This is a genomic window from Microbaculum marinisediminis, from assembly GCF_025397915.1.
In the GTDB taxonomy this organism is placed as follows: domain Bacteria; phylum Pseudomonadota; class Alphaproteobacteria; order Rhizobiales; family Tepidamorphaceae; genus Microbaculum; species Microbaculum marinisediminis.
In genome coordinates this window covers 247,416-273,238 of sequence record NZ_JALIDZ010000008.1, presented here as the reverse complement: position 1 = coordinate 273,238, position 25,823 = coordinate 247,416, and the positions used below count along the sequence as shown (strand labels likewise).

Annotated in this window: 21 protein-coding genes; 5 read left to right on the top strand and 16 right to left on the bottom strand. The window is 67.5% G+C overall.

What is annotated here, in order from left to right; genetic code table 11:
- Positions 1-76: 76 nt before the first annotated feature.
- The 5 genes from MUB46_RS18205 to MUB46_RS18185 form a co-directional block, all read right to left on the bottom strand.
- Entirely contained in the window at positions 77-1,720 is a 1,644-nt protein-coding gene (locus tag MUB46_RS18205; RefSeq protein WP_261617375.1) for a hypothetical protein, read from the bottom strand.
- Positions 1,717-4,779 carry a PEP/pyruvate-binding domain-containing protein gene (locus MUB46_RS18200; protein ID WP_261617374.1) on the bottom strand — a complete coding sequence of 1,021 codons (3,063 nt, stop codon included), beginning with the start codon at positions 4,777-4,779 and terminating at the stop codon, positions 1,717-1,719. Before MUB46_RS18200 ends, MUB46_RS18205 begins: the two co-directional genes overlap by 4 nt.
- Before the next feature lie 207 nt (positions 4,780-4,986).
- A complete protein-coding gene (locus MUB46_RS18195) occupies positions 4,987-7,065 on the bottom strand; it encodes a M13 family metallopeptidase (protein WP_261617373.1) in 2,079 nt (692 codons plus the stop codon).
- Positions 7,066-7,094: 29 nt separating this feature from the next.
- The gene (locus tag MUB46_RS18190) at positions 7,095-7,880 is read right to left on the bottom strand and encodes a CPBP family intramembrane glutamic endopeptidase (protein ID WP_261617372.1); all 786 of its coding nucleotides are present in this window, start codon (positions 7,878-7,880) and stop codon (positions 7,095-7,097) included.
- Positions 7,881-7,962: 82 nt separating this feature from the next.
- The gene (locus MUB46_RS18185; RefSeq protein ID WP_261617371.1) at positions 7,963-8,895 is read right to left on the bottom strand and encodes an SH3 domain-containing protein; all 933 of its coding nucleotides are present in this window, start codon (positions 8,893-8,895) and stop codon (positions 7,963-7,965) included.
- 288 nt (positions 8,896-9,183) lie between these two features.
- On the opposite strand from MUB46_RS18185, the gene MUB46_RS18180 reads away from it, so the two are divergent.
- Both MUB46_RS18180 and MUB46_RS18175 read left to right on the top strand, forming a co-directional pair.
- Positions 9,184-10,137: a helix-turn-helix domain-containing protein gene (locus MUB46_RS18180; protein ID WP_261617370.1), complete on the top strand. Its 954-nt coding sequence runs from the start codon at positions 9,184-9,186 to the stop codon at positions 10,135-10,137.
- A gap of 134 nt (positions 10,138-10,271) precedes the next feature.
- Positions 10,272-10,817: a lipoprotein gene (locus tag MUB46_RS18175; RefSeq protein ID WP_261617369.1), complete on the top strand. Its 546-nt coding sequence runs from the start codon at positions 10,272-10,274 to the stop codon at positions 10,815-10,817.
- 28 nt (positions 10,818-10,845) lie between these two features.
- Here the strand turns inward: MUB46_RS18175 and MUB46_RS18170 are convergent, their stop codons facing one another.
- From MUB46_RS18170 to dsbD, 3 genes are read right to left on the bottom strand one after another with little or no spacing between them, the layout of a single operon-like run.
- Complete coding sequence (locus tag MUB46_RS18170; protein ID WP_261617394.1) at positions 10,846-11,451, bottom strand: DsbA family protein; 606 nt, start codon at positions 11,449-11,451, stop codon at positions 10,846-10,848.
- A 17-nt stretch (positions 11,452-11,468) separates the two neighbouring features.
- Entirely contained in the window at positions 11,469-12,275 is an 807-nt protein-coding gene (locus tag MUB46_RS18165) for a TlpA disulfide reductase family protein (RefSeq protein ID WP_261617368.1), read from the bottom strand.
- On the bottom strand, positions 12,272-14,179 hold the full coding sequence (gene dsbD, locus MUB46_RS18160; protein ID WP_261617367.1) for a protein-disulfide reductase DsbD: 1,908 nt from the start codon (positions 14,177-14,179) through the stop codon (positions 12,272-12,274). Before dsbD ends, MUB46_RS18165 begins: the two co-directional genes overlap by 4 nt.
- A gap of 126 nt (positions 14,180-14,305) precedes the next feature.
- Here dsbD and MUB46_RS18155 point away from each other — a divergent pair, with 126 nt between their 5' ends.
- From MUB46_RS18155 to MUB46_RS18145, 3 genes are all read left to right on the top strand, one after another.
- Positions 14,306-15,073: a L,D-transpeptidase gene (locus tag MUB46_RS18155; RefSeq protein WP_425256284.1), complete on the top strand. Its 768-nt coding sequence runs from the start codon at positions 14,306-14,308 to the stop codon at positions 15,071-15,073.
- Between the two features lie 67 nt (positions 15,074-15,140).
- Positions 15,141-15,806, top strand: coding sequence for a response regulator (locus tag MUB46_RS18150; RefSeq protein ID WP_261617366.1), 666 nt, complete (start codon positions 15,141-15,143; stop codon positions 15,804-15,806).
- On the top strand, positions 15,803-17,161 hold the full coding sequence (locus MUB46_RS18145) for an ATP-binding protein (protein ID WP_261617365.1): 1,359 nt from the start codon (positions 15,803-15,805) through the stop codon (positions 17,159-17,161). Before MUB46_RS18150 ends, MUB46_RS18145 begins: the two co-directional genes overlap by 4 nt.
- A gap of 101 nt (positions 17,162-17,262) precedes the next feature.
- Here MUB46_RS18145 and MUB46_RS18140 read toward each other — a convergent pair whose 3' ends face one another.
- The 8 genes from MUB46_RS18140 to MUB46_RS18105 all read right to left on the bottom strand — a co-directional run bounded on the left by MUB46_RS18140 (position 17,263) and on the right by MUB46_RS18105 (position 25,817).
- On the bottom strand, positions 17,263-18,648 hold the full coding sequence (locus MUB46_RS18140) for an aspartate aminotransferase family protein (protein WP_261617364.1): 1,386 nt from the start codon (positions 18,646-18,648) through the stop codon (positions 17,263-17,265).
- Complete coding sequence (locus MUB46_RS18135) at positions 18,614-20,194, bottom strand: M81 family metallopeptidase (protein WP_261617363.1); 1,581 nt, start codon at positions 20,192-20,194, stop codon at positions 18,614-18,616. The genes MUB46_RS18140 and MUB46_RS18135 overlap by 35 nt, the downstream gene beginning before the upstream one ends.
- Entirely contained in the window at positions 20,191-21,711 is a 1,521-nt protein-coding gene (locus MUB46_RS18130; RefSeq protein WP_261617362.1) for an aldehyde dehydrogenase family protein, read from the bottom strand. Before MUB46_RS18130 ends, MUB46_RS18135 begins: the two co-directional genes overlap by 4 nt.
- Positions 21,708-22,484 carry an ABC transporter permease gene (locus MUB46_RS18125; protein WP_261617361.1) on the bottom strand — a complete coding sequence of 259 codons (777 nt, stop codon included), beginning with the start codon at positions 22,482-22,484 and terminating at the stop codon, positions 21,708-21,710. The genes MUB46_RS18130 and MUB46_RS18125 overlap by 4 nt, the downstream gene beginning before the upstream one ends.
- Positions 22,481-23,179: an ABC transporter permease gene (locus tag MUB46_RS18120; RefSeq protein WP_261617360.1), complete on the bottom strand. Its 699-nt coding sequence runs from the start codon at positions 23,177-23,179 to the stop codon at positions 22,481-22,483. Before MUB46_RS18120 ends, MUB46_RS18125 begins: the two co-directional genes overlap by 4 nt.
- A gap of 85 nt (positions 23,180-23,264) precedes the next feature.
- Entirely contained in the window at positions 23,265-24,044 is a 780-nt protein-coding gene (locus MUB46_RS18115; RefSeq protein ID WP_261617359.1) for a transporter substrate-binding domain-containing protein, read from the bottom strand.
- Positions 24,045-24,082: 38 nt separating this feature from the next.
- On the bottom strand, positions 24,083-24,862 hold the full coding sequence (locus MUB46_RS18110; protein WP_261617358.1) for an ABC transporter ATP-binding protein: 780 nt from the start codon (positions 24,860-24,862) through the stop codon (positions 24,083-24,085).
- Positions 24,863-25,019: 157 nt separating this feature from the next.
- The gene (locus MUB46_RS18105) at positions 25,020-25,817 is read right to left on the bottom strand and encodes an IclR family transcriptional regulator domain-containing protein (protein ID WP_261617357.1); all 798 of its coding nucleotides are present in this window, start codon (positions 25,815-25,817) and stop codon (positions 25,020-25,022) included.
- Positions 25,818-25,823 lie beyond the last annotated feature (6 nt).

Here is a 25,823-nt window from a genome sequence, read left to right as displayed (position 1 = left end):
ATGCGGCGGCAGCGCGCGGCACGCCGCCCGGCCATGTGGCCGGCGCGGGTGCCGGGGGGGTCGGCAAAGCGGTCTCTCAGTCGAGGAACAGGGTCTTGGCATTCGCATCATACCCGATACCGAGACGCCGCAATTCGCGATTGAATTCCATCCCCGGCCGCGAGTCGAACGCGGCCGGCTTGAGCTGGTAGAACTGGATGGAGCCCGGCTCGAAGGGCGCCTCGTACAGGGGCACGTTGTCCAGCGAGCCGACTTCGTCGGCCTTCTTCAACCCTTCGAAGCGGCAGACGGGCACCGTCTTGAGGGCAGCGCCGCCATCGTCGGTGTAGACGACGTTGTCGCCATAGAGCCAGGCGTAGAAATCCTCCCGATTGTTCGGGCTGTACGCCTCGGTCGGCTCGTGCTTCTCGCTCTTGTAGGCGTGGAAATAGGCGACCCCCATGACCTCCTGCTGCCCGTCGCCGTCGATATCGAACACGTCGTAGCATTGGGGCAGGTTCCGGAAGACCGGGATCCCCGACAGCCCGTCGGATGTCGAGGGAAGGGCGTTGCGGAATTCGCTCATCTGGCCTGAGTCCATCCGCGTGCAGCCATGCGAGGCCGGCCCCCGGCTCACCAGCCAGAGCTGCTGATAGGGCTTGTCCGGGGTCACCTCTCCCGGCACGTTCCGCCACTGTTCAGGCAGAAAGCTGGTGCCCGCCGGCGTGCGGACGCCGGCATTGTGGAAGGCGTTGTAGTAGATGCCGCCGGCCGGCTGATAGGCGAGCAGGGGGATGAACCCGTAACCCGGGTTGGACGACAGGTAGTCCACCATTCCGGTGATGCCGCGCCCCTTGTCGCGTTCCGTCATCGGCCAGACGCCGGTTACGCCGAAGTCGGGCAGTTTGCCGTAGGCGGTATTCTTGTAGGCCTGCGCCGTGCCGACCGGATAGATCGCGGTGAACTCGATGGCGACGATGTGATCGTCGACGATCGCATACTGGCCGTTCTTCGCCATATCCAGAAACGCGAGGGCCGCATCGCGAAACCCTGGCGTGTCTGGGCCCGCCTTGGCTTCCTCTACAGCCCTGTCCAACGCCTGGTCGGCCTCGCCACTCAGTGTGAAGAGGTTCATGCGTCCGGGCAGCAGTGCGTTCGCCGCATCGAGGCGTCCCGAAGCATTCGACAGGTCTGCGCCGGAGAGGTAGGTGTGCCATTCGCCGAGGACGCGGGTCAGGGACATGCGAATCCGGAAGATGCGGCCCGGGTTCAGCCTCTCCATGACTTCGAGGGACGCCTCCCGATATTCGTTCGGCGCCAGGCTCTCGCGCGCCGCCAGAACGGAGCCCGCGCCCGCTTCGTTCATCTGCGAGACGAACCGTTCGAACGACCGGTTGGTGGTGAGTTCTATGACGCCTTTCTCCACCAGGGCTTCGATGGTGGTTCGGCGCAGTGCCAGATCGTCCAGGTAGGTATCGATCTCGGCATCCCCGAGGACGAGGGTAAACCGGGTCTGATTGCCCCGGGACAGCTCGATATGCGCCCGGTCCGGGTCCTGCGACTTCGGCGCGAAACCGGCGTAGAACGAAGGCTCGTACCAGTAGAACCAGATGCCCGGGGCGGGCTTGGAGCCGTCCCAGACGACCTTCCCTTCCGCCGGCGCCGTCAGCACCGGGATCGACAGGATGGCCGCGATCCCGACCGATGCGACGGCCTGCGCGAAACAGCGTGGAACGATCATTGGGGAACCTCGTCGAAGGCGACGGTCTCCGACACGCTGGGGGGCGTATCGTCCAGTCGCGACAGGGCGGGAAGATTGGCGACTTCGTCGGAGCCGATGAACGGACGTGTCTGAAACAGCCACAGCTTGCCGTCGGCGAAGCCGTATTCGATATCCCAGGGCCTCGGCGTTCCCGCGGCATTCAGGGTCGGCTCCAGGGACGCTTCGATCTTTCGGGCCGCGTCGGAGAGCGCGGCCACTTCCTCGTCGCTCAGGACATGTTCCCGTCCGGTGGACGCGATCACGTCGACGCCCCCTTCGGGCTTCAGCATGCGGCGGGTCGGCGACTTGAACATGGTGACCAGCTCGATGCCGTAGGCCGACCACAACAGCGTCTCGGCGGGCGTTCCGTCCACCGCCCCGCCGACGCCTTCCGACGTCGCCATCAGGATCGCGTCGGGATCACCGGAATTGATGTCCGCCGTGATCGCGACGCCGGATTTCTCGGACGGAACCGACTCCAGGATGATGACCGAGGGAAGGACCCACTCGGGATCGTCGATCAACGTCTGCCGCCAGGAAAACGAGCGGTAGCGGAAGGGCGAGGCCCAGACCTCCTTGACCCCGGCGTAGATGTCGTCGAGCGAGACGAGATTAAAGATGGTCAGGTTCAGGCCTGCTCCGTTGAAATTCTCCATGTCCTCGACATTGGTGTCGCTTCTGACAAAGCATCCGACCGTCATCGATGGGTCGTTCGGATCCAGCAGGCCCTGCTTGTCCAGTTCGGTGGCGATTGCCGCCTTCAGGCCTTCGTCGAGGGGCGTATCGATGATCGAGGCCACGATGACGTCGAGCCGCGGCTTGATCCAGTCCGACAGGTCCTTTTCGCCCAGTCCGCTCGGGATCATCTCGCCGAAGAATTGGGCATAGGTCGCGCGCACGAAGTCCGGCAGCGGTTGGCCCGGCTCGGCGATGTCCTTGCCCGCCAGGTTCTCGGGCACGGACACGCGTGCGCGCCTGTAATGTTCGTAATAGACGCCGAAGGGCAGGACGACGCCGCGTGCCACGTTATCGGGGAACAGGTGCTTGAGTTCCCCCAGGAATGCCGCCTTCGGCCCGCTCAGGATGCCCGAGTCCTTGCGGCGCAGGCTGGTGAGGGGCACGGGCGCCGTGACGGAGAGGTCGAGCCGGTCCTTGTCGATGTGGAGCTTTCCGGTTCCGCCGGCATCTGCCAGTTCGCCGTCGTCGTCGCGGGAGACATTGGCGGTGTATTCCGCGAGCACGTCCTTTTCCAGGTCGGTCATGTCGGCGGAGTTCTTGAGGATGACCCTGCCGTTGGGCGTCACCGCGTAGAACACGTCCTGCTGCGCCAGCGCGGCGACCGTATCGAACGGCTGCTTCGCCGCGACGGCGTTGGGAATCCCCAGCGCGCGCGCCAGGAGCTGGACGTGGCTCACCACGTTGCCTTCGCCCTGGGTGAGGATTCCGGCCGTCGGCTGGAGGTCTTCCGGGGTCGCCGCGAGCGCAACCAGCTCGGATCGGGAATAGCTGCCGCTTTCCGGGTTCAGGAGCAGCGGACCGACGGCGAGCCCGGGATTGAGGGCGCGGACGCCGCCGGTGACTTCTGTTCCCGCCAGCTCGTGTCGGACGGCCCCGAGCCCGACCGCGAAGTCGGACACGTCCTGGTGGGCGTCGGCGTAGAGCAGCAGCGGCGATCCCCTGACGATGTCGTCGGGCAGACGGCCGACCTCCGGCATCAGGTGCAGCCACTGGGACCACACTTCCGCGAAGGCGAGGACCGCGCTGTTCTGCGCCCATTCCACCACGCGGGCGGCAAGGGCCATACGGTGCTTGAGTTCGGCCCGTGGCACCGTGCCGCCCTCCAGCCCGCCTTCCAGGAGCAGGATTTGGAGGTTGTTCGAGGCTGACGCCCGCTCGCGCGACGACAGGAGGCCGACGCCGTAGGCGCCGTCCACCAGGGCCCGCATCATCGCAATCGTCTGCCCGATCGACATCTTGCCGTCGTCCCGCAGGCGGGATCCCTCGCTCTGCATGACGGCCGAGGCGACGATGTTCAGATCGATCGCGCGGCGCCGGTCGCCCGGCGAAAGCGTTCCGTCGGCCACCGCCTCGCGGGTGACGCGCATCATTTCGCCGAGCGCGGCCATGGTCTCGACTCCGTCGCTCGCCGCGGCCCGTACGGAAAGATTGGTCAGCAACTGCATGATGCGCTGGTTTTCGATCGCGCCGATATCGTTATCGAGCGCAGCAACGTCGAGCGAGGTGAGCGTCCGGATCTCGGCGATGAGCTCGTCGGTCAGTGCCTGGGTGCGCGCGTTGGCGCGGTTGTCGCGGTAGTCCTCCAGTATCGGGATGAGGGAGGCTGAGACCTGATTGTGCACCGCGTCGCGGAGCGGCTTGAAACCGCCGTCGATTCCCTGGATGCGCGACGCCATGTTGCGCACTTCCTGCATCTTGCCGAAGCCGCCGCGGGAAAAGTGTCGTTTCTGCAGTTCGTAGGCGAGCAGGAAATGGCGGAAATCGTTGTAGTCTTCCGCGGCGAGGAAGCGCTCGTAGAAATCGCGCTTGGCGACGATCTCGTATTCCGCACCGGACAGGCCGCCATACTGGCGCATCTGCGACAGCTTGTTCTCCGGCGACGTGTCGATGACGTAGCGTTCGAGAATGTAGCCGCGGACCAGGTCGAAGTGGTCGGCGATACGGTCCCATTCGTAGAGATCGCGCGAGAAGATGTTGGCGACGTAGACGCCGTCCGTCTCCAGATCCCTGCCCCAGTCCGCCTTGAACGCGGCACAGAACAGCGTCTCGTCGCCGCAGATGTTGCGGATCTCTCCGCTCTGGGTCAGGAGCGGTGCGCTGCGGCCGTCGTTGCAGACGCATGTATTCGGGCCAAACGGTCCCTTTATCTTCTGGCGGCTGATGGACCAGGCCTGGTCCAGACGCTCGGTCACGTCAGGCGCGAGCTTCTGTGCCTCGAACCCGGCGGCGGGGCCCTCCGGTGCCGCCAGGCCGATCGTCGCGACGAGGCAGGCCGCCATAACACCGGGAATCTTGCTCACTACCATCGTCGTCTCAATTCCAGTGGCTTTCTGGCATCGTCACGCGAACGGTTCGCCGCCGCGGCCGATGATGGCCGCAACCGGATCGTTGCGAGACGGCTTGAATACGGGGCGACCGCGCGCCGGCTAACAACTTATGCAGCCTAGAACGGCAGCGGATCGTCGGGCAAGCCGAAGCGGAGCGCGCTGCCTGTCCGACCGGCGGGATCACCAGGCACGCACCCGCTTCTCGGGCGGCAGCCACATGGGATCGCCGTCCTCGATTCCGAAGGCCTCGTAGAAGGCATCGACGTGCTGAAGCGCTGCGGTGGCGCGGTAGTTGTTCGGCGGATGCTCGTTGGTCGTGACCTGGTTCGTGACGTAGGCGTCGGTGGTCTTCTCCGTCCAGAGCTGCGTCCACGCGATAAAGCACCGCTGCTGGGGCGTGTATCCGTCGATCTCGACGTTCTGCTCGGGATGGTCCTGCAGCCAGGTCGTCAGGGCGTCATAGGCGAAGTTGATGCCGCCGACATCGGCCATGTTCTCGCCGACGGTCTGGGCGCCGCGGACGTTGAGGCCGGGCAACGCCTCGTAGGCGTCGGCTTGTTCGACCAGCTTCCGCGCTTCGGCGGCGAAGGCGGCCTCGTCCTCGGCGGTCCACCAATTGCGCAAGTTGCCCTTGGCGTCGTAGTTGCGGCCCTGGCTGTCGAAGCCATGCGTCATCTCGTGGCCCAGGACCGCGCCCAGCCGGCAGAACCACACTGGCGCATCCATCTCCGGCTGGAACACTGGTGACTGAAGGAAGGCGGCGGGCACCTGGAAGCCGTTTTCCGCGGGGATGTAGGCAGCGTTGATGACTTCGGGCAGGGTCGACGGTGCGCTGAACGGGTCGTGCTTCACCGGTCCCGCGAAATCGGCGACCGTTCGTTGCCAGTCGAAGCGCGCGATGTTGGTCAGATTGGCAACCGGATCGCTGCCGATCTCGACACCGGAAAAGTCGATCCACGCATCGGGGTACCCGACCTTGAAGTAGAGCGCCTCGGCCTTTTCCAGAGCCTCGGTTCGTGTGGCGTCGGTCAGCCAGACACGGGTCGGGATACGGGCAAGGAACGCGGCGCGGACGAGCTCGATCACCTGTGCCGCCCTTTCGCGCTGGGCCTTGGAAAAATGCGTGTCGACGTAGACCTGCCCCAGCGGCTGACCCAGGCTTTCCGTCGTCAGGGCCAGCGCCTTCTCTTCGCGGGTGGGCTCGATCTCGACGCCGGTCATCGCCACCCGGAACGCCTGGCTGGGTGCCTCGAAGTCCGTGCTCAGCACATTGGAGAACTGGTGGATCAGCCGGTAGGACAGGTAGTCGCGGATGTCCTGCATGTCGTGATCGCGCAGGACCTGCGAGAGCACCGGAAAGTAGCGGGGCATATAGAGCACGATCGTCTCAGGCTTCGAGAAGCCGAGGCTTTCGATGAACAGCGTCAGGTCGAGGTCCGGGATCTGCGACTGCAGCTCTGCGACGCTCATCGGGTGATAGCGGTTGCGCGGATCGATCCGCTCGGCCGGCGTTGGCTCGCCGGCGTGAATTTCCACCTCCAGCGCATCGATCATCCCGGCCAGGTCCGCCTCGCGCCCGGGGGCGTATCCCGCCACTTTCAGCGTGCCGGCGATATAGGCGCGATAGGCTTCCCGCTGAGGCGCGTGCTCGTGCTGGTCGTAGACAGAGGCCAGCAGCCGCTTCAGGGCGAGGCTACCGCCCACTGCGACGAGCGCGTAGCGTGTGTTGTCGGCCGCATCGGCGCTTGGGACGATGGCGGCGAGCGGAGGAAAGCCGGCCGTCTCGGTCCAGTGCGCGAGATACCGCACGAGATCGTCATTGCCGTCGATCGCGGCGATGGCATCGAGTTCAGCGCGTATGGGGTCCATTCCGGCGGCATCGCGGGCGGCGGTATCCATGTAGGCGGCGTAGAAGGCGCCGACCTGCTGCGCGGGGCTTCCCTTCGGGGCCGTTGCCGCCGCGTCGGCCGCCTTGGCCAGTGTTTCGCGCATTTGCGCGCCCAACCGCTCCTGCATCACGGCGGCCATTCCGAAAGCGGCGAGCTTTGCCGGCCGTTCGACGCGATCGATCCAGCCGCCCGCGGCGAAACGCTGGAAGTCCACCCGCGGATCCGCCGTGAGGTCCATATTCTGCACCGAGAATTCCAGCGCATCGGGACCGCTTTGCGGCACCGCGCCGTCCTGCGCGACCGCGATGACCGGCACCAGCGCCAATCCTGCGGCACAAGAGACGAGCCGGCTGGCTGCCTGCGTCTTCATGCTTCCATCCTCCGTACTCAGTGACGAAATCATGGTTCGTGCACCGTTGCGGCGCCGAGGATCGTGATCCCGAAGAAGATCCAGTCATTCAGGATATGCGCGCCGGCCGAGACCAGCAGGTTCTTGGTCATGAGGTAGGGGAGCAGCAGCACGATCCGCGCCACGCCCACGCCCATGAGCGTCTGGAGCAGGTTCCAGTCGTAGGTCGGCAGGTGTTCGGCGGCGAACAGGATCGCCACGACGAGTGTCGCGATCACGATCGCGGTCCTGCGGCTCATGCCGCCCCGCCCGCACAGCCAGTACAGGAGGGCCAGAAACGGCAGAATGGACATCACCTCTTCGCCGACAAGCTGTATTCCCGTCAAAGCGAAGAAGGCCAGGCGGTCGGTTCCGGCCAGTTGGCTTGCGTCTGCGATCGCCGAATTCGCCGTGGTGTCGATCAGCCTGACCGTGATCTGGCCGACGATCAGGGTGACCACGAGGTTCAACAGGGCAAATCCGGCCATCAGCGCGAAATCCATGGCTTTCAGCGGCCGGAAAAGCGCTGTCCAATGCCGGCCGGCGACGATCGCCAACGCCGTCAGCGGGATCGCGGAATAGAGGAGCGCGAGCAGGAATCGCGAGGGTGTCCCGCTCATCAGTCGGGGCCCCTGCGTGAGAACGAGGAACCCCAGGGCAACGCCGGCGAGCACGACCAGCCAGCCGCCGGTCGAAATCCCGACGGGCCGGCCCCGGTAGAACGGAAAATCGTCGTTGGGCCGTTCCAGCCAACCGAACCGCTCCGAACCGGCGGGCGATGTCTGTGTACCGGTCATCCGGGTACCTTGCCTATGCCACGGCCTGTGGCTGCGTATCGAGATCGCAATCGCCCGCGATCCGTTGGTGAGCGCATCCTCGCTATCGGAACCGCACGTAGCCGCCCGAGCCGCTCATGGTGCTGAAGGTCAACAGATAGCCGTCGCTTCTGGCGCCCAGGATCGCGCTTCCGGTTGCGCCATTGGTGCAGTTGATGGGGGTACTCATCGACTGGCGACTGCCTGGTGCCGCATCGAAGGAACCCGTGCAGGTGAAGCCGTCCTGCGAGGCCGAGATGATCACCGCATAGGTCCGGCCGTTTCGGGAGATGATCTGTCCCGTGGTCGATCCGCCACCGGTGACGGCTCCGAAGCCGCGCATATCTATCGTCCCGCCGGCGCCGCCTCCTTCGGCCGAACCGCCGCCCTGCTCCCGCAAGTATCGGGCAACCGCGTCGTCGGAGCGGCCGCGTTGCGATGTCGAGCAGCTTCCGCCCGACTGGATCCGCCCGCCGCGCGGGTTGTAGAGGATGGTGCAGCCCGAGGCCCAGCGTACTTCGATCTCGCCGGTGCTGCGGACGGCAAGTTCCGGTACCGTCGAGCCGCCGCTGCCGCCGCCTACGGTTCCGCCGCCACCGGTCTCGCGCAGATAGTGGCCGCTAACCCAGCCACGAAGGGCACCGTCGCGGGTCTCCACCTCGCACCAGCGTGTGCTGCCGGTCATGCGGCATCCGAGATTGCGAAAAACCTGACCGTTTTGCGCGCGTGCAATCACCGGGTTCGATGTCCCCGGTCCGCTGCGTACGTTCAGCGTGTCGCCTGCCGGTACACCGGTCACAGCCCAGAAGTCGGGCCCGTCGGCTTCTGCCAGGATCGTCGCCCCGCCGGCGCGGCCCTGCGCCACCGACTCGGCATTCGGTGGCGGGGTCGCATCGGTGTCTGCGGTGGCGAAGCTACGTGTCGTCACTCCCTGAACCGACAGTATGACCATCGAGATCCAGAGGGCCGAGGCAGCTATCAGGCGAACAGGGCCCATCTCGATTTCCTCGCATCGCGCTTTGCCCCCCATCGAACCGAAAAGCCAAGTCAGCAAACCAACTCAACACTAGGCCAGGTCAGACCTCCGGCAATCCGATTTGCGAAACCAATTTGTCCGCTTTGCGTAGGTTGGGCCGACAGGCCCCACGCAATTCCGGCCGATCACTGCGATCGGCACCGGATTTGTTGACGTCCATGATGCCAGCGAGCACTATGGTTTAGCGGCTAAGTTAATGGCGGCCGCAAGACGAAACGATCGTCTTCTTGTTTTGGGAGCGCGCGAGACTTGCGGCTGATCACGCGAGATTGCTCCGATCGGAGCGCGAGACCAGACTGGCAGCCTCCGCGCCTGTTCAGCCATGTCGAGCGGTTTGATTTCACGAACCGGCGCGAACACCTGATTGTTCGGTCCGTCCCCGTTGGCCCGCGCGGGTTCCGCGTTGTGGAGATCACCTCGTCGGGCCATCAATCCATGACGATGGAGTTCACCCGGACAGTCATCGTTTTTCCGATGACGGGAAAGCTCGAATGCACCGTCGGTCACAAGACGATACGCGCGGCGCGCGGCGATGCGGTGATGTTCGGGCCGATACGGCGGAAGACGACCGTGCATCCCGATGAGACGGGAACCTATCGGTCGCTATCGATCATTTCACCTGCGGCGGAAGACGGCAGGAGCGACGGACGCCGCACGAACAGCGCGCTCGCTGCCGGTGAGTGGAAGCTGCGCCGGGATCCCGAGGCGCTGGGGCCGATAATGGCCTTTCTCGACTACATGTTTACGGACCTCGCATCCGCGTCTTCCGTGCTCGCATCGAACCGGGTGCTCGCCGCCGCCGAGATCCTGATCAGCGGATATTTCGATCAACTCCTGCAGGGGCAGGTCGGAGGTGCCGCGAACGGTGCCGCGCTTTCGAGAAAGCAGGTCAGCACGGCCCGAGCGTACATGGTTGCGCACTATGCCGACCCGATATCGGTTTCGGACATCGCGAAGGCTTGCGACGTCAGTGTCCGGAATCTGCAGGCGACGTTCAAGTCGGTCGTCGGTCTGTCTCCGCGCCAGGTTCTCACCGCAATCAGACTGGAGCGTGCACGGCATGCGCTCGAACGGGCGACCGGCGGCGCATCGGTCGCCGATGCTGCTCTTGGCGCCGGTTTCTGCCATCTCGGTCGATTCTCGAAGACGTACCGCGCGACATACGGGGAGCTGCCGTCCGAGACTTTGCGCAAATCAAGATGAGGCCTGGATCGCGTCTCGCATTCCGAGCAACGCGGCCAAGGGCCGCGCTCGCTTCGCCGGCCCCTACGGGTTCGACGGCCGCGGGCACAGAGGGGCAACAGACAGTGAGTTCGAGTCGAGAGAGGAGACGACGGATGAAAAGGTCAATTGTCATAGCCTTTGCCGCGATTGCGCTCGCCGGGTGCCAGAGCGACACGACCGGCACGGCGCCGGTGGCGACTGCGACGAATGCGGCGGACCTGTCGGATCTGGTCGGCGCCAGGGGCTCGTCGGGGGAGATGGCGCTGCAGTCGCGCGGCTATGAACTCGCCCGCACCCAGGGCCTGACGGCGTTCTGGTGGAACAGCGCGTCGGGCACCTGCGCCCGCGTGGTTACCGGCGACGGGCGCTATCAGACGGTCGATACCGTGGCGCCGGCGGATTGTGGCCAGTCGGGCGGCGCGCCGGCCACGGCGACGGCTACGGCCGGCGGTCCGCCGGCGGACATCGCGGACATGGTCGGGGCCAAGGGCGGCCAGGCGGAGATGGGTCTCAACGCCCGCGGCTATGAGCTTGCCCGGACCAAGGGTCTGACGGCGTTCTGGTGGAATGCGTCGACGAGCACCTGTGCGCAGATCGTGACGTCGGACGGCCGCTACAAGACGATCAATTCGGTGGCGCCGAACAATTGCGGATCGTAGCGCGAGGCGCCGTCCGGGCGGCGAAGGCTCAGCTTTCGCGCGCCGCGGCGATGGCCTCGATCATGGCGGCTCTGTCTATCGCCCCGCGGTAGATCTTCGTGCCGACGATATAGACCGGCGTGCCGCTGAAGCCGAAGGCTCTCGCCTGGCTGGTGTTGCGGGCGAGAATGCCGTCGACGCGCGGCCGGTCCTTCTCGTAGCGGCCGTATAGCACGGCGGCATCGAGGCCGGCGTCCGCCAATGTCTCGTCGACCTCGTCCCGCGACAGGCGCGCCGGCGTGGCCATCAGGGCGTTGAGAGCCGTCTCGTAGTCTTCGCCGGCGGCAAGGACGAGGTTCGCCGCGTAGACCGAGGCGCCACCGAAGATCGGCCAGTCCTTCATGACCAGGCGAACCTTGCCGTCCTCGCGGACGAGGTCGAGGAGATCGCGGTGACCGCGCTTGCAGTAGGGGCACTGGTAGTCGAAATATTCCGCGATCGTAACGTCGCCGACGAGGTTTCCCAGTACCGGGATTTCGGAGTCGAACAGAACTTCCTGGACGCTCGGGTAGGCCTGCGCGTGCGACAGCGAGGGCAGCAGCATGGCCGCCGTTCCCGCCGCCGTGGTCTTCAGCATCTGTCTGCGGTTCATGATGGTACTCCGTTTTCGGTTCAATCCTGCCGGTCCCGCATCCTGGCGATACGGTCCATGAGCACCTCGCGCGAGATCTCGCCGAGATGGGCGTGGGACAGCGTTCCCTCGGCGTCCAGGAAGAGCGTGGCCGGCAGGCCGCGCGCGGCGTAGTGCCGGGCCAGCGCGCCGGAGCGGTCGAGCAGGACGGTCTCGAGCGAGATCCCGGCATCCGCCAGGTAGCGCCGGACCTGGTCGGCGGTCTCGCCCTGGTTGGCAAAGACGAAGCCGACGCCGTCGGTCGTGGCGGCGACGTCGGCCATCATCGGCATTTCGCGCCGGCAGGGCGGGCACCAGGTGGCCCAGAGATTGATCACCTGCGGCGTGCCGCGGCCGGCAAGGAAGCTGTGGTCCGCGCCGGAAAGCGTTTCGAACGTCTCCGTGGGCAGCGCGATCGCCCTGGTGCCGCCGACGAGCTGTGAGGTGGTGTTCCAGACGATGAAGGCCGCGGCAAGCGAGGCGAGGGCCCAGGCGCGCTGGCGATTGGTCCGCAGCACCAGGAGGACGCTGAGCGCGATGGCGGCAAGGCCCGCCGGCCAGTAGAACCCGCCCTGCCACAGCGCGAAGGCGCGCAGGGGCTCGTCGGCGAAGCTGCGCCAGTTGATCGCCACGTGGCCGAGCCGGGCGGCCGCGATTCCGCCGATCAACACCCACCAGGTCCAGGCATCGAAGCGGCGGTCGATCCGACGCGCGATCACCCCCGCCACGAGGATGAAGACAAGGGCGCCGAGAACCACCGCGAAGCGGTCCGCGGCAAGGACGAGCGGCCCGAGCGAGACGGCGTTCATCGACCGGCCTCGCCGAGGCGTTCGGCCGACCGCGTCAGCCGGGCGACGGTGACGTCGCCGACGAGCCGGGTGTCCGGCACCTCGCGCGCCTGGGCGTCGAAGAACAGCATGGTCGGGGGGCCGGCCACGTTCAGCTGTTCCATCAGCGCCGTGTTCGTCGCGTTGACGTCGGTGAGATCGGCCTTCACGAGCTGGAACCCCGACAGGCCGCGCCTGACGGCGTCGTCGGGCAGGACGGAGCGCTCGATGGTGAAGCAGGTCACGCACCAGTCGGCGGTGACGTAGACCATCGTCGGCCTGCCGTCGGCGGACGCCAGCCGCGCGCGCAGGTCGTCGGCGGACAGGACGGTGGCGAAGTTCAGGGGCTGCGTGGCCGGTGCGGTGCCGCCGCGTTGTGCGAACGGCGCGAGCGGCTTCAGCGGATCTGTCGCTCCCGACGTCGCGCCGACCATCAGGATTGCCCCGTAGATCGACGCCACCGCGCCGGCGGCGCGCGTTGCGGCCAGCACCGAACCGGCCGGCAGACGGGCCGTGAACGCGAAGCTCGCCAGGGCAATGAGCAGGATGGACCACAGGGCGAGGTCGAGGCCGGTCGGCAGCAGCGGCGTCGCCATCCAGATCGCGGTCGCAAGGAAACCGAAGCCGAACACGCAGTTCACGCTTTCCATCCAGGCGCCGGCCCGCGGCATTACCCGGCCGCCGAGCGTTCCCATGATGATCAGGGGGATGCCTTTGCCGAGGGCCAGACCGAACAGCGCCGCGGCGCCGAGCGCGACATCGGCGGTCTGGGCGATGTAGAGGAGCGCGCCCGCCAGCGGGGCGGTCACGCAGGGGCCGACGATCAGCGCGGACGAGAAGCCCAGCGCCGCCGCCGCGCGTTTCGATCCGCGTTTCGACCCATTCTGGCCGCCGGTGCGAGCCGCCACCCAATTCGTCCAGCGGGCCGGGAGCTGGAGCCTGAACAGCCCGAACATGGACAAGGCCAGCACGACGAACAACGCCGCCAGCACGCCGACCGTCACCGGGGATTGCAGGGCCAGTTGCAGGTTCCGGCCGGACCATCCGGCGATGGCGCCGAGGATCGCGAAGGCGGAGGCCAGTCCGGCGACGTAGACGGCGGACAGCGTGAAGCCGCGGCGCGCCGTCAGTCCTTCGCCCTCCCGGCCCAGCGCCGCCGCGAGGATCGGGTACATCGGGAAAACGCACGGCGTGAAGGCGAGCAGCAGGCCGAAGAGCGGGAACATGGCGAGCACCATGAGGGTGCCGCCGTCTCCCAGGAGCGACTGGATGAGGCCGGGGTCGTCCGCCAGCGCGAAGCCGGCCGCGGCCGCCGTGTCCTGTCGGGTGGCCTCATCGGCCGGGTCGGGCGCCATGCTCCACGCGACGTCGGGCGATGCCGCAGGGGAGGAAAGGCCGGAGGAAAGGCCGAAAGCCCGCCCGGGACCCGGGCGCGCCGCCGGATTGGAGACCGCCAGCGTGGCGACGTCGATGCGGCGGGTTTCGGGCATGTAGCAGATGCCGCCGTCCTGGCAGCCCTGATAGCCGATCTCGACCTCTCCGTCGCCGGGGTCGGCGACGATGGCCTCGGCCCGTTCGAGATAGATCTCCGTCTGCCCGAAGGTCGGGTCGTCCTTGCGGACGCCCGGGGGCGTTTCAATGGCAAGCGGCGCGCCGTCGGCGGCGCGGGCCGCGATCTGCTCGCGGTAAAGGTAGTAGCCGCTGGCAATGTCCCATCTCACCACGATGGCGCCGGCGTCACCGCGCGACACTTCGAGGGCGAATGCCTCGTCGGCGGGCAACGGCGTTCCCGGCGATGCCGCCGAAGGAGCGGCCGTCCAAATCGCGGTTGCGGCAGCTACCGCCAGCGCCAGCGGTCCGATCGCGGCCAGAATCGCCTTTTTCATCACCTCCGCCTCGCAACGTGTCCGATCACAAATCCGTTCGCGCCGTCTGCTGAGGGGCGCAGCTTAAGGCAGCCTTAAGCTTGAGGCGGTTCGGAGCGCGTCAGAGAAAACTAAAGAGGTAGCGAGATGACGCAGGATGCCAAGGACCCGGCGATCATGGGGCAGGCCGGCCTGGTGGAGGCCGGACGGACCGGAGCGACAATCGGCCGGCGCGCGTTCCTGTTGGGCGGGGGCGCGCTCGTGGTTTCGGGATGCGTCGCGTCCCCGGCCAAGCCGCCGTCGGCCGATGTCGCGCTGGCGGCGCCGACCAGGCCCTTAAGGCCGCCGATGTACGACGCCGTACCGACCGAGCCGTTTCCGATTCCCGCGGTCGACGTCGCCGAGATGGACCAGCGGTTCTGGCGCGCGGATGTCGACTACGCGATGTCCTACGCCCCCGGCACGGTCGTCGTCGATACGCCGAACCGGTATCTCTACCACGTCAAGGAGAACGGCCGTGCCACCCGCTATGGTATCGGTGTCGGCAGAGAGGGCTTCTCCTGGTCCGGGCGGGCGATCGTCGCCTACAAGCGCGAATGGCCGCGCTGGACCCCGCCGGACGAGATGGTGGCGCGTCAGCCGGAACTGGAACCGTACAGCATCGCCAATGGCGGCATGGACCCCGGCCTCAAGAATCCACTCGGGGCGCGCTCGCTCTATATCCACGAGGGCGGCAGGGACACGCTGTATCGGGTTCATGGTACGCCGGAGGCCTGGAGCATCGGCAAGGCCGTGTCGTCCGGGTGCATCCGCCTCGTCAACCAGGACATCATCCATCTGCATGGGGAAGTCCGGGACGGCAGCCCGATCGTCGTGATCCCCGATCCGTCGATGGGGCATCTGCTGGTCGGATAGCGGTCTGACGGCCGGGCCGTTAGGATGAAGACAGGGTGGTGCATGTCACTCCCTTGGAGATCACTCAATGAGGATTCTCGTCGTCGAGGACGACACCATGCTGCTCGACGGCCTCACCGTGGGGCTCGGGCTGAGCGGTTTCACGGTCGATGGGGTCGCGACCTGCGAGGACGCGCGGATCGCGCTCGAGACGCAGCCCTATGATGCCGTGGTGCTCGACCTGATGCTGCCGGACGGATCGGGCCTGGATGTCCTGTCCGCGCTGCGACAGCGCAAGGACGGCACTCCGGTGGTGCTGCTGACGGCGCGCGACCAGGTGGCCGACCGCATCGCCGGGCTCGACGCCGGGGCCGACGATTATGTCGGCAAGCCGTTCGATCTGGACGAACTGGCGGCGCGCGTGCGGGCCGTGGCGCGGCGGGGATCGGGCCGCTCGACGCCGACGCTCGAGTGGCGCGGCGTGATCCTCGACCCGGCGCGGCAGGAGGCGACGGTCGACGGAAACGTGTTGCCTCTCACCCGGCGCGAATTCGGCGTGCTGCGCGCGCTGATGGAGCGTCCGGGCGTCACGGTATCGCGCGCGGCCCTCGAGGAGACGCTCTACGGCTGGCAGGAGCAGGTGGAGAGCAACGCCGTGGAGGTGCACATCCATCATCTGCGCGCGAAGCTCGGGACGGATTTCATTCGCACGGTGCGCGGCCTCGGATACCGCCTGTCGGAGGAAGCGCCGTGAGGTCCATACGCGCGCGGCTGCTGGCGATCCTGCTCGGGTCGACCGGGCTGGTCTGGGTGCTGGCGGTGATCTGGATCTATCTGGGGACGCAGGCCGAGGTCGAGCGCGTTCTCGACGCCCGGCTGATGGAAGCCGCGCGGATGGTGAACTCGCTTCTGACGGACCAGCGGATCGAGCTGGCCGCAGCGGATGCCGACGGAAACCGGCCCGCGGTTTCGTTCGAGTTCAGCTCACCGCCCTATGAACGGCAGCTGTCCTGCCAGATCTGGTCTCTCGACGGGACGCTCGTGGGGCGGTCCGAGCACGCCCCTGAAGGGCGTCTGACGGAGGCGGTCGACGGGTTCTCCGAAACGGTCGTGGGCGACGAGACCTGGCGCGTCTACACGATCGAGAATCCCATTCTCGGCGTTCGCGTCATGGTCGGTGACAGCATCAGCATCCGCGACCGGCTGGTGAGCGACGTGATCACGGGCCTGGTGGTGCCGGCCGCGCTGATCCTGCCGTTCCTCGCGACCGCGATCTGGCTCAGCGTCAGGCGCGGAATGGCGCCGCTGAATGCGATGGCCGATGCCCTGTCGTCACGCCCCGCCAACGATCTGCGCCCGCTGCCGGACAGCGATCTGCCGCAGGAGATCGCGCCGGCGGTCCGCGCCCTCAATGGCCTGTTCACGCGCGTCGCCGACGCCCGGGACCGCGAGAAGACCTTCACCGCCTTCGCGGCGCACGAGCTGCAGACGCCCCTGGCGGGCCTCAAGACGCAGGCCCAGGTCGCGCTTGCCAGCGGCGACGGCGATGTCCATGCGAATGCGCTTCGCCAGATATCGACCGGTGTGGATCGCACCTCGCGTCTGGTCAAGCAGCTGCTCGATCTCGTCGCCGTGGAGGCCGAGGGGCAGGCGCGCGGAACCGTTGCCGGCCGGCCGATGGACATCGTCGAACGGATCGTGGTCGAGCTGCCGCCCGCGGCGTCCGGCAGGGTCGAGGTCGCGGACGGCGGGGCGGATCTGGAAGCGTCCCTGGACCCGATCCTGCTCACGCTTGCCCTACGCAATCTCATCGAGAACGCGATTAACCATTCACCCGATGGCGCAAAGGTCGTCGTGCACTTGTGCGAAACCGACGGTGGCGTCGACATCGTCGTCGAGGACACCGGGCCGGGGATGCCCGAGAACGAACTGCCAAGGGCCGCGGACCGTTTCTTTCGCGGTCGCGCATCCGCCGGCGCGGGAAGCGGACTGGGCCTGGCCATCGCCAAGGAGGCGGCGGACCGCATGGGGGGCGCGCTGCATCTGGAGAACCGCCAGCCGCACGGGCTCAGGGCCGTGCTGTCGCTGCGGGCGAAGGGCGCGCCGTAAGGCCGGCGACGGCGATGCCGCCGCCGGGTTGACGCATCAGGCCTGCCGCTCGAGGAGCCGTGCCGGCCTCCCGCTTCCGCGGGGCCGTGCCGGGACGCCGGTCAGAGCGCCTGGTCGATGGAGCGCCGCAGGATCGCGACAAGTTCGTCGACCTCGGCGCGCGTGATCACCAGCGGCGGCGAGAACACGAGGCAGTCGCGCACCGCGCGCGTCACCAGGCCGTTCTCGAAGCAGGCGTTGCGTACCGGCGTCGCCATGCTGCCGACCGGCTCGACCGGGGCGCGGCCGGTCTTGTCGCGGGTGAGTTCGACGGCGGCCATCAGCCCGACGCCGCGCACCTCGCCCACCAGCGGATGGTCGAGCAGGGTCGCGAGCCGCTCCTGGAAATAGGGGCCGATGTCATCGCCGACATAGTCGACGATGCCCTCGCGTTTCATGATGGCGATGTTCTCGCGGGCGACGGCGGCGGCGACGGGATGGCCGGAATAGGTGTAGCCGTGCGGGAAGCGGCCCGGGGCGTCGAACACGACCTCCGCGACGGCGTCGTGGACGACGCTGGCCGAGATCGGCAGGTAGCCGGAAGACATGCCCTTGGCGATCGTCATGATGTCGGGGGCGATGTCGAAGGTCTGGCTGCCGAACCATCGTCCGGTGCGGCCGAAGCCGCAGATGACCTCGTCAACGATCAGCAGAATGCCGTATTTCCGGCAGATGCGCTGGACCTCGGCCCAATAGGTCGCGGGCGGGACGATGACGCCGCCGGCACCCTGCACCGGCTCGCCGATGAAGGCGGCGACGCGCTCCGGTCCGACCGCGCGGATCGTCTCCTCGAGACCCCGCGCCGCCTCGATGCCGAATTCGTCGGCGGACAGGTCGCCGCCATTCGCCCACCAGAACGGGGCCGGCGCGTGGACGATGTCGGGAATGGGGACGCCCGGGATGTCGTGCATGCTCTCCAGCCCCGTCAGGCTGGCCGCGGCGATGGTGCTGCCGTGATAGGCGAGCTTGCGGCTGACGATGACGGTGCGCTGGGGCTCGCCGCGCTTCTGCCAGTAGCTGCGCGCGATCCGGATGTTGGTGTCGTTCGCCTCGGAGCCGGAATTGGAGAAGAAGACGCGGTTGAGCCCTTCCGGCGTCAGGGCCGCCAGCTCCTCGGCGAGCAGGACGGTCTCCGGCATCGTCGTCTTGAAGAAGCTGTTGTAGTAGGGCAGCTCGTTCATCTGCCGGGCGGCGACCTCGGCCAGTTCGCGGCGGCCGTAGCCGATGTTCACGCACCACAGGCCGCCCATGCCGTCGAGCAGGCGCTGGCCGTCGGTGTCGGTCAGGTGGCAGCCCTGGGCCGACGCGATGACGCGCGCCCCGCCTTCCTGCCGCAGTTCGCCGTGATCGGTGAACGGGTGGAGATGGTGCGCCAGGTCGAGCGCCTTGAGCGTGGCGGTCGCGGGGACGGGATCATTCCTCAGATCGGGATGCGGTGTCGAAGACATGAGCGTTTTCCAGCTTGCGGGACGGGTCCACGGGGGTCAGGGGCCAGACGGATCTGTCTATACGGCGATAGGGGATGTGCGACAGCCGCATCGTGGCGATGCCGCCGGCGTCGACGAGCACGACGCCGCGGGCGATCGGGCCGAAGGCGGCGCGCAGATGGTTGCGGCTCTTCAGGCCGATGGTGCGCAACGAGGCGGGTTCGATGCCCACCGTCCGGAACAGGTTCAGGTCGGTGACGGCGAGCGCGCGGCTGGCGACGACGATGCGCAGGCCGCAGGCTTCCAGAACCGCCATCGCGCCCATGTCGACGGTGAGGCCCCGCAGCATCGGCCCCTCGCATTCGAAGCAGCCGTCATGCAGGCGCGCGACCCTGACGCGGATAGCGAGCGGCGGGCCGATTTCCGGCGCATGCCGGCCGCCGAGCGACAGGTCGAGCGTCGCCCCCTCTCCGGCCTCCGCCGCAAGGCGCACCGCCTCGGGATCGGCAAGTGTCGCGAACGCGGCGTTCTCCAGCTCCGCCTCGACCATCGCCCGCAGCAGATTGGGGGAATCGCCGTAGGCGCCACCGGCGGGATTGTCGGCGAAATCGACCAGCAGGAGCGGCCGCGCGTCGTCGCTGTCCCGTTTCGCAAGGGCGATCGCGTCGGCGACCCCGGGGAAATCGAGCTGGGTCTGCGCTCGGCTCTCCCACAGGCGTTCGGCCAGGTCGCGCGCGAACGGCGCTGGATCTACTGGTGTCGGGGCGGTCGCTGTATCGGTGCGTACGGTCACGACCGCCGCCGGGCCGGCCTCGGCGACGTCGGACCAGGGGAAGCCGATCGTCAGGCCCGCCGAAACGACGCCGGGATGTCCCGCGATCTCGCTTGCGCGGGCAAGCAGCGCGTTCATCGGACCGGGCGGGTTGGTGCGGCCGTGATCGGCGGCGTCCAGCATCGGCGGGCGGGCGAGCACGCTTCGGGTCAGCCGGCCGCTGCCGGGCCGCCGCGCCGCCTCCATCAGGGCGTCCAGGGCCGCGGCGGCGTCGATCGCGCAGTCGGCGTGGTCGATGTGCGGATAGGTCCGATAGGGAAAGAAGGCGTCGGCGGCCGCGACCATCCGCGTGGAGACGTTGGCGTGCATGTCGAGCGTGGCGACGATGGGAACGCGGGCCCCGTGCCGTAGGCGCAGGGCGTCCAGCAGCTCGCCTTCGGGATCGAGGCTGTCCTCGGTGACCATGGCGCCGTGGAGCGCCAGCGCGACGCCGTCGAACGGGCCTTCGATATCCAGGAGCCGTGCCTTGAGCGCCGCCCAGTCGGACGCCTCCAGCGGTCCGGACGGGCCGCAGGCCGCGGCGACGGCGACGACGACGTCCCAGCCGTGCAGGTCCGCGGCGCGCAGCAGGCCGCCGATCTCGGTCGCCGTGCCGGCGAGCCGTGCCCGCGCCGCGTCGGTACCGTACAGGAGGTAGCGCCCGGCGAAATCGGCAAGGCGGGTAGGAATGGCATTGAAGGTGTTCGTCTCATGCAGGATGGCACCGGCAAGGACGCGTTTCCGCTTGAGGCTCATGACCGTGCCGAAAGGTCCACCCAGACGCTCTTGCGGTGGGTCACGTTGTCGAAGGCATGCAGGGACTTGTCGCGGCTGGTGCCGGAGGCCTTGGTGCCGCCGAAGGGCACGGTGATGTCGCCGACCCTGAGGGTGTTGATCCAGACGAAGCCGGTATCGAGCCGGCTTTCGGCGTCCAGCGCCTTGGCGATGTCCCGCGTCCAGATCGCGGCGGCCAGGCCGTAGTCGCTGTCGTTGGCGATGTCGATCGCCTGGTCCATGGTCTCCGCGTCGATGACGCTGAGGACGGGGCCGAAGATCTCCTCGCGCGCGATGGTCATGGCGTTGTCGACCCCGGCGAACAGGGTGGGGTGGATACAGGTGTCCGGCGAAAGGCCGTCCGGCGCGAGGCCGTCACCGGTGAGCCGGGTCGCGCCTTGCGCGAGACCCGCCTCGATATAGCCGCGCACCCGCGCGGCATGTTCGGCCGAGACCATCGCGCCGAACCGGGTCTCGGGCGACAACGGGTCCCCGGGCACGAACGACCGCGTCAGCGCGGTCAGCTTTTCCAGGAACGCATCGCGGATCGGCGTCTGAAGGATCAGGCGCGTTCCCGCGTTGCAGATCTGCCCCTGGTTCTGGAAGGCGCCCATGGCGCTCGCCTCGACGGCACGGTCGAGATCGGGGCAGTCGGCGAGCACGATGTTCGCCGACTTGCCGCCGCACTCCAGGCTCACCTTCTTCATGTTCGACTGGCCGGCATAGGTCAGCAGCAGCTTGCCGACGGCGGTGGAGCCGGTGAACGTGAGAGCGGCGACATCGGCGTGCAGTGCCAGCGCCTTGCCGGCTTCGGGGCCGATGCCGGGGACGACGTTGAAGACGCCGTCGGGCAGGCCGGCCGCGCTTGCCAGCGCACCGAGCCGGAGGGCGCTCAGCGGCGACAGCTCCGACGGCTTCAGGACCACGCTGTTGCCGGCCGCCAGCGCCGGCGCGATCTTGGTCATCGCGGTGACCAGCGGGAAGTTCCAGGGCACGATCGCGGCGACCACCCCGACCGGCCTGCGGCGGACCATGGCGAGCGTTCCCGACGCGGTCGGCGCGATCTCGTCGTAGAGCTTGTCGGTCGTCTCGGCGAACCAGCGCAGGCAGCGCACGGCGGCGGGCACGTCGATCGACAGGCTGTCGCGGATCGGTTTGCCCATGTCGAGGGTCTCGAGCAGGGCGAACGTGTCGGAGTCGGCCTCGATGAGGTCTGCGAAGCGCAAGAGGGTGGCCTTGCGGGCCGCCGGCGCGGCAGCCGACCAGCGGCCGGAGGCGAACGCCCGCGCCGCTGCGGCAACCGCATCGTCCACGTCCGCCGCGCCGCAGGCGGCGACCTCGGCGACGATCGCGCCGGTGGCCGGATTGACGGTGGCGAAGGTGGCGCCGGAGCGGGCGGGGCGATGGTCTCCATCGATGAAGGCCAAGGTCTGCGGTGCCAGGGCGCGCGCCTCGGCATGCCAGTCCTTGCCGGAGGCGGGGTGATGGGGAGCGTTCATTTCGTCTTGCCGGATGCAACGGGAAGGGGGTGGTCAGGGGGAAGGGATTGGTCGGGAACGGGCTGATCTGGAAGGGGGACGGCCGTGGGCGGCTGACGGCGGTCTCCCGACAGGAGGTATTCGATGACCTTGAAGGCGCGGGTGACCACGAAGGTCATCGCGAGATAGATCAGCGCGGCCATGGAGAGCAGCTCGACCGGCATGTAGTTCACCGAGCTGATGGTGCGCGCGACACCGGTAAGATCGAGCAGGGTGACGGTGCTGGCGAGCGAGCTCGCCTTGATCAGCAGGATCACCTCGTTGCCATAGGCCGGCAGGCCGATGCGGACCGCCTGCGGCATGACGATGCGGCGCAGGCGGGTCAGGCGCGACATGCCGATTGCCATCGCCGCCTCGATCTGGCCGCGGGGGACGGCCTGGATGGCGCCGCGCACGATCTCGGCGCTGTAGGCGGCGGTGTTCAGCGAAAAGGCGATCAGCGCGCACCAGAACGGTTCGCGCAGGATGACCCAGAGCGCGCTGTCCCGCACGGCGGAGAACTGCGACAGGCCGTAGTAGATCAGGAAGATCTGCACCAGCAGCGGCGTGCCGCGAAAGAAGAAGACGAAGCCGTAGGCGGGCAGCCACAGGAGCGGGGACCGCGACAGGCGCGCCAGCGCCACCAGGACCGCGATCACGAAGCCGATGACCACGGCGAGCCCGACCAGCTGGAGGGTCAGCCCGGCACCGCCCAGAAGGGCCGGGATGCTGTCGATCATGACGCTGATATTCATGCCGCGTCCATCGGCTGGTTGCCGCGCGCGGCCCGCTGCTCCAGCGCCTGCAGCACGAGCATGCTGACGATGGTCATGGCGAGGTAGATGAACGCGGCGGCGAGGAAGAAGGTGAACGGCTGGCGGGTGAAGCCGACGGCGTACTCGGTCTTGCGCATCAGTTCCTCCAGGCCGATGACGGACACCAGCGCGGTCTCCTTGAGGATGACGAGGAAGATGTTGCCGAGGCCGGGAAGGGCGATCCGCCAGACCTGCGGCAGCGAAATGCGGCGAAAGGTCAGCCAACGCCCCATGCCGAGCGCCCGGGCGGCGTCGATCTGACCCTTCGGAATCGACTGGAACGCGCCGCGGAACACCTCGGTGGCATAGGCGCCGAAGGCCAGCGACAGGGCGAAGACGCCGGCGACGAAGGCATTGAGTTCGATGTGCTGTTCGTGGCCGAACGACCGGGCGATCTCGTTGACCAGCCGGATGCCGCCGAAATAGATCAAGAGGATGAGCACCAGCGCCGGCACGCCGCGGACGATGGTCGTGTACGCGTCGCCGACGATCTGTGCGGTACGGCTCGAGGACAGCTTCATCATCGCCACGACGATGCCGATGAGAACGCCGAAGAACGCGCTGAAGAGCGCGACCTGGATGGTCATCAGCGCGCCTTGGGCGAGCATGGGGCCGAAGCCCTGCAGGTCAGGCATGAGGCGGTCCTCGGCGGTTGTCTGGGAGCGGCTGGCGCAGCGACGCGACCGGCGCGATGGCGCGGTCGCGTCGCTGTTTCCCGCCTTACTCGGCCGGCTTCATGCTGAAGGGGAAGAAGCCGTCGTTGATCTCGTCGTAGACGCCATTCTCCTTGATCGTGGCGAGCGCGGCATCGAGCTTGGCCAGAAGCTCCTCGTCGCTCTTGCGCACGGCGATGCCGGCGCCCTTGCCGAGGATATCGGGATCGAGCATGGCCTCGCCCTTCATCTCGAACGGCTTGCCATCCTCGGACTCCAGCCAGCGCGACAGGGCGATGCGCTGGGCGATCACGCCGTCGATACGGCCGGTCACGAGGTCGAGATTGTGGTTCTCGACCTTGTCGTAGAGGCGCACGCTCGCGTCCGGGAAACGGCTGTCGATCAGCGCGGCGTAGGTGCTGGCGCGCTGCACGCCGATGGACTTGCCGGCGAGGCTCTCGGCGGTCGGCTCGAGGTCGGAGTCCTTGGGAGCGACGAGAACGGCGCCGGCCTGGTAGTAGGGCTCGGTAAAGTTCACGGCTTCCAGGCGGGCCGGCGTGATCGACATGCTGGCCACGATGACGTCGTACTGGCCGGCATTCAGTCCGGCGATCATGCCGTCCCAGGCCTGGGCGGAGATCGTGCACTCGACTTTCATCTCGGCGCACAGGGCCTTGGCGATCTCGACGTCGAAGCCCTGGAGTTCGCCGTTCGCGTCGACGAAGTTGAAGGGCGGGTAGGCGCCTTCGGTGGCGATGCGCAGCGGCTCGGCCTGGACCGCGGCGGCGGTGAGGCCGACGCCACAGGCGGCGACGATCGACAGAAGCGATTTCCTCAACTTGGACATTCCATTTCTCTCCGGTTGGTTTGTTGGCGTTGTGGTGTTCAGGCGTCCGCGTAGGACTGTCTGACGAACTGCCGGCAGCGCTCCGAGCGCGGATTGTCGAAGACCTGGGCCGGCGTTCCTTCCTCCTCGACGCGCCCCTGATCCAGGAAGACGACCTTCGAGGAAACCTCGCGCGCGAAGCGCATCTCGTGGGTGACGATGATCATGGTGCGATGCTCCTCGGCGAGCGCGCGCATGACACGCAGCACCTCGCCGACCAGCTCGGGGTCGAGCGCGGACGTGGGCTCGTCGAAGAGCAGGACGTCGGGCTCCATCGCCAGCGCGCGGGCGATCGCCGCCCGCTGCTGCTGCCCGCCCGAGAGATGGCTGGGATAGTGATTGCGCTTGTCGTGGATCCCGACCTTCTCGAGCAGCGCCGCGGCCTTCTCGATGGCTTCGCTGCGCTTCATGCCGAGCACATGCACCGGCCCCTCGATCAGGTTCTCGATGACGGTGAGGTGGGACCAGAGGTTGAAGCTCTGGAACACCATTCCGACGCGGCGTCGGATGCGGTCGGCCTGCTTGTTGTCGATCCTGCCCTTCGGACCGACCCGCAGCGCCTCGCCGTAGACGCGGATCGTGCCGGAATCGTACCGCTCCAGCAGATTGATGCAGCGCAGGAACGTGCTCTTGCCCGAGCCGCTGGAGCCGATGATCGAGATCACGTCGCCCTTTTCGGCGCGGAGCGAAATCCCCTTCAGCACTTCCAGCGTGTCGAAGCGCTTGTGGAGGTCTTCCACGACAATCGGCGTGTCGGCTTCGGGCGTTTCGATGGTCATGCGGGTCCCCTCGTTCCGCATCGTATCGCGATCTGATATGTTCGCCTAGCGGTCAATGGTTCACTATACGTACACCGTAAAAAGGATGAGCGGGGCTGTCAAGCGCACGGCGGTGCGCTTCGGCGCCGGGGCTTGGAGCCGGCGGACGGCGTGCTGATCAGGGTTTGGAGCGGATCGCGAACTCGATTTCGCTGGCCGCGTCGCGGAGGATCGGCAGCAGGTGCGTGGTCAGGCTTTCCATGGTGTGCCGGGTCGCCGGCACGCCCATGTTGATGGCGGCAATGATCTTGCCGTCGCGCCCGCGCACCGGGACGGCGATGGAGCGGATGCCGATCTCGAGCTGGCCGTCGGCGGTGCAGTATCCGTCGGACCTGCCCTGCACGATGATGTCGCGCAGCTTGCGCTTGTCGGTCACCGTCTGCGGCGTGACCGGGCGGATCTCCACCGTGTCCAGCAGCGCGTCGAGCTCGGCATCGGACAGACCGCCGAGCAGCACGCGGCCGAGCGACGTGGACGTGGCCGGGTATCGGTTGCCCAGGGCGATGCTGATCGACATCATCCGATTGGCCGTGTGGCGCGCCACGTAGACCAGCTCGGTGCCGTCGAGCACGCCCATGGAGCAGGGCTCGCCGGCCTTCTTGGCCGCCGCTTCGAGTATAGGATTCGCGATATCGATGAACGAGAAGGAGCTGAAATAGGCCATGCCCAGCTCCAGCACGCGCGGACGCAGGCGGTATTCGCGCCCGTCGAAGCTCGCGTACTCCAGCGTGACCAGGGTCTTCAGGAAACGGCCGGCGGCGGCGCGCGGCAGCCCGGTCTTGCGCGCCACGTCGCTCAGCGTCATGGCAGGGGTGAAGCGGTCGAAGGCCTTGATGACGCTGAGCCCGCGCGCCAGAGAGCGGACGAAATCGGCGCTGTTGTCCGATGGCGCGGCAGCGCTGTCATCTTCGGCCATGGCGGG

Coding starts and splice junctions, on each gene's coding strand:
- MUB46_RS18205 (WP_261617375.1), bottom strand. CDS start 1,720: ATGATCGTTCCACGCTGTTTCGCGCAGGCCGTCGCATCGGTCGGGATC.
- MUB46_RS18195 (WP_261617373.1), bottom strand. CDS start 7,065: ATGAAGACGCAGGCAGCCAGCCGGCTCGTCTCTTGTGCCGCAGGATTG.
- MUB46_RS18190 (WP_261617372.1), bottom strand. CDS start 7,880: ATGACCGGTACACAGACATCGCCCGCCGGTTCGGAGCGGTTCGGTTGG.
- MUB46_RS18185 (WP_261617371.1), bottom strand. CDS start 8,895: ATGGGCCCTGTTCGCCTGATAGCTGCCTCGGCCCTCTGGATCTCGATG.
- MUB46_RS18175 (WP_261617369.1), top strand. CDS start 10,272: ATGAAAAGGTCAATTGTCATAGCCTTTGCCGCGATTGCGCTCGCCGGG.
- MUB46_RS18165 (WP_261617368.1), bottom strand. CDS start 12,275: ATGAACGCCGTCTCGCTCGGGCCGCTCGTCCTTGCCGCGGACCGCTTC.
- dsbD (WP_261617367.1), bottom strand. CDS start 14,179: ATGAAAAAGGCGATTCTGGCCGCGATCGGACCGCTGGCGCTGGCGGTA.
- MUB46_RS18155 (WP_425256284.1), top strand. CDS start 14,306: ATGACGCAGGATGCCAAGGACCCGGCGATCATGGGGCAGGCCGGCCTG.
- MUB46_RS18150 (WP_261617366.1), top strand. CDS start 15,141: ATGAGGATTCTCGTCGTCGAGGACGACACCATGCTGCTCGACGGCCTC.
- MUB46_RS18140 (WP_261617364.1), bottom strand. CDS start 18,648: ATGTCTTCGACACCGCATCCCGATCTGAGGAATGATCCCGTCCCCGCG.
- MUB46_RS18135 (WP_261617363.1), bottom strand. CDS start 20,194: ATGAGCCTCAAGCGGAAACGCGTCCTTGCCGGTGCCATCCTGCATGAG.
- MUB46_RS18130 (WP_261617362.1), bottom strand. CDS start 21,711: ATGAACGCTCCCCATCACCCCGCCTCCGGCAAGGACTGGCATGCCGAG.
- MUB46_RS18125 (WP_261617361.1), bottom strand. CDS start 22,484: ATGAATATCAGCGTCATGATCGACAGCATCCCGGCCCTTCTGGGCGGT.
- MUB46_RS18120 (WP_261617360.1), bottom strand. CDS start 23,179: ATGCCTGACCTGCAGGGCTTCGGCCCCATGCTCGCCCAAGGCGCGCTG.
- MUB46_RS18115 (WP_261617359.1), bottom strand. CDS start 24,044: ATGTCCAAGTTGAGGAAATCGCTTCTGTCGATCGTCGCCGCCTGTGGC.
- MUB46_RS18110 (WP_261617358.1), bottom strand. CDS start 24,862: ATGACCATCGAAACGCCCGAAGCCGACACGCCGATTGTCGTGGAAGAC.
- MUB46_RS18105 (WP_261617357.1), bottom strand. CDS start 25,817: ATGGCCGAAGATGACAGCGCTGCCGCGCCATCGGACAACAGCGCCGAT.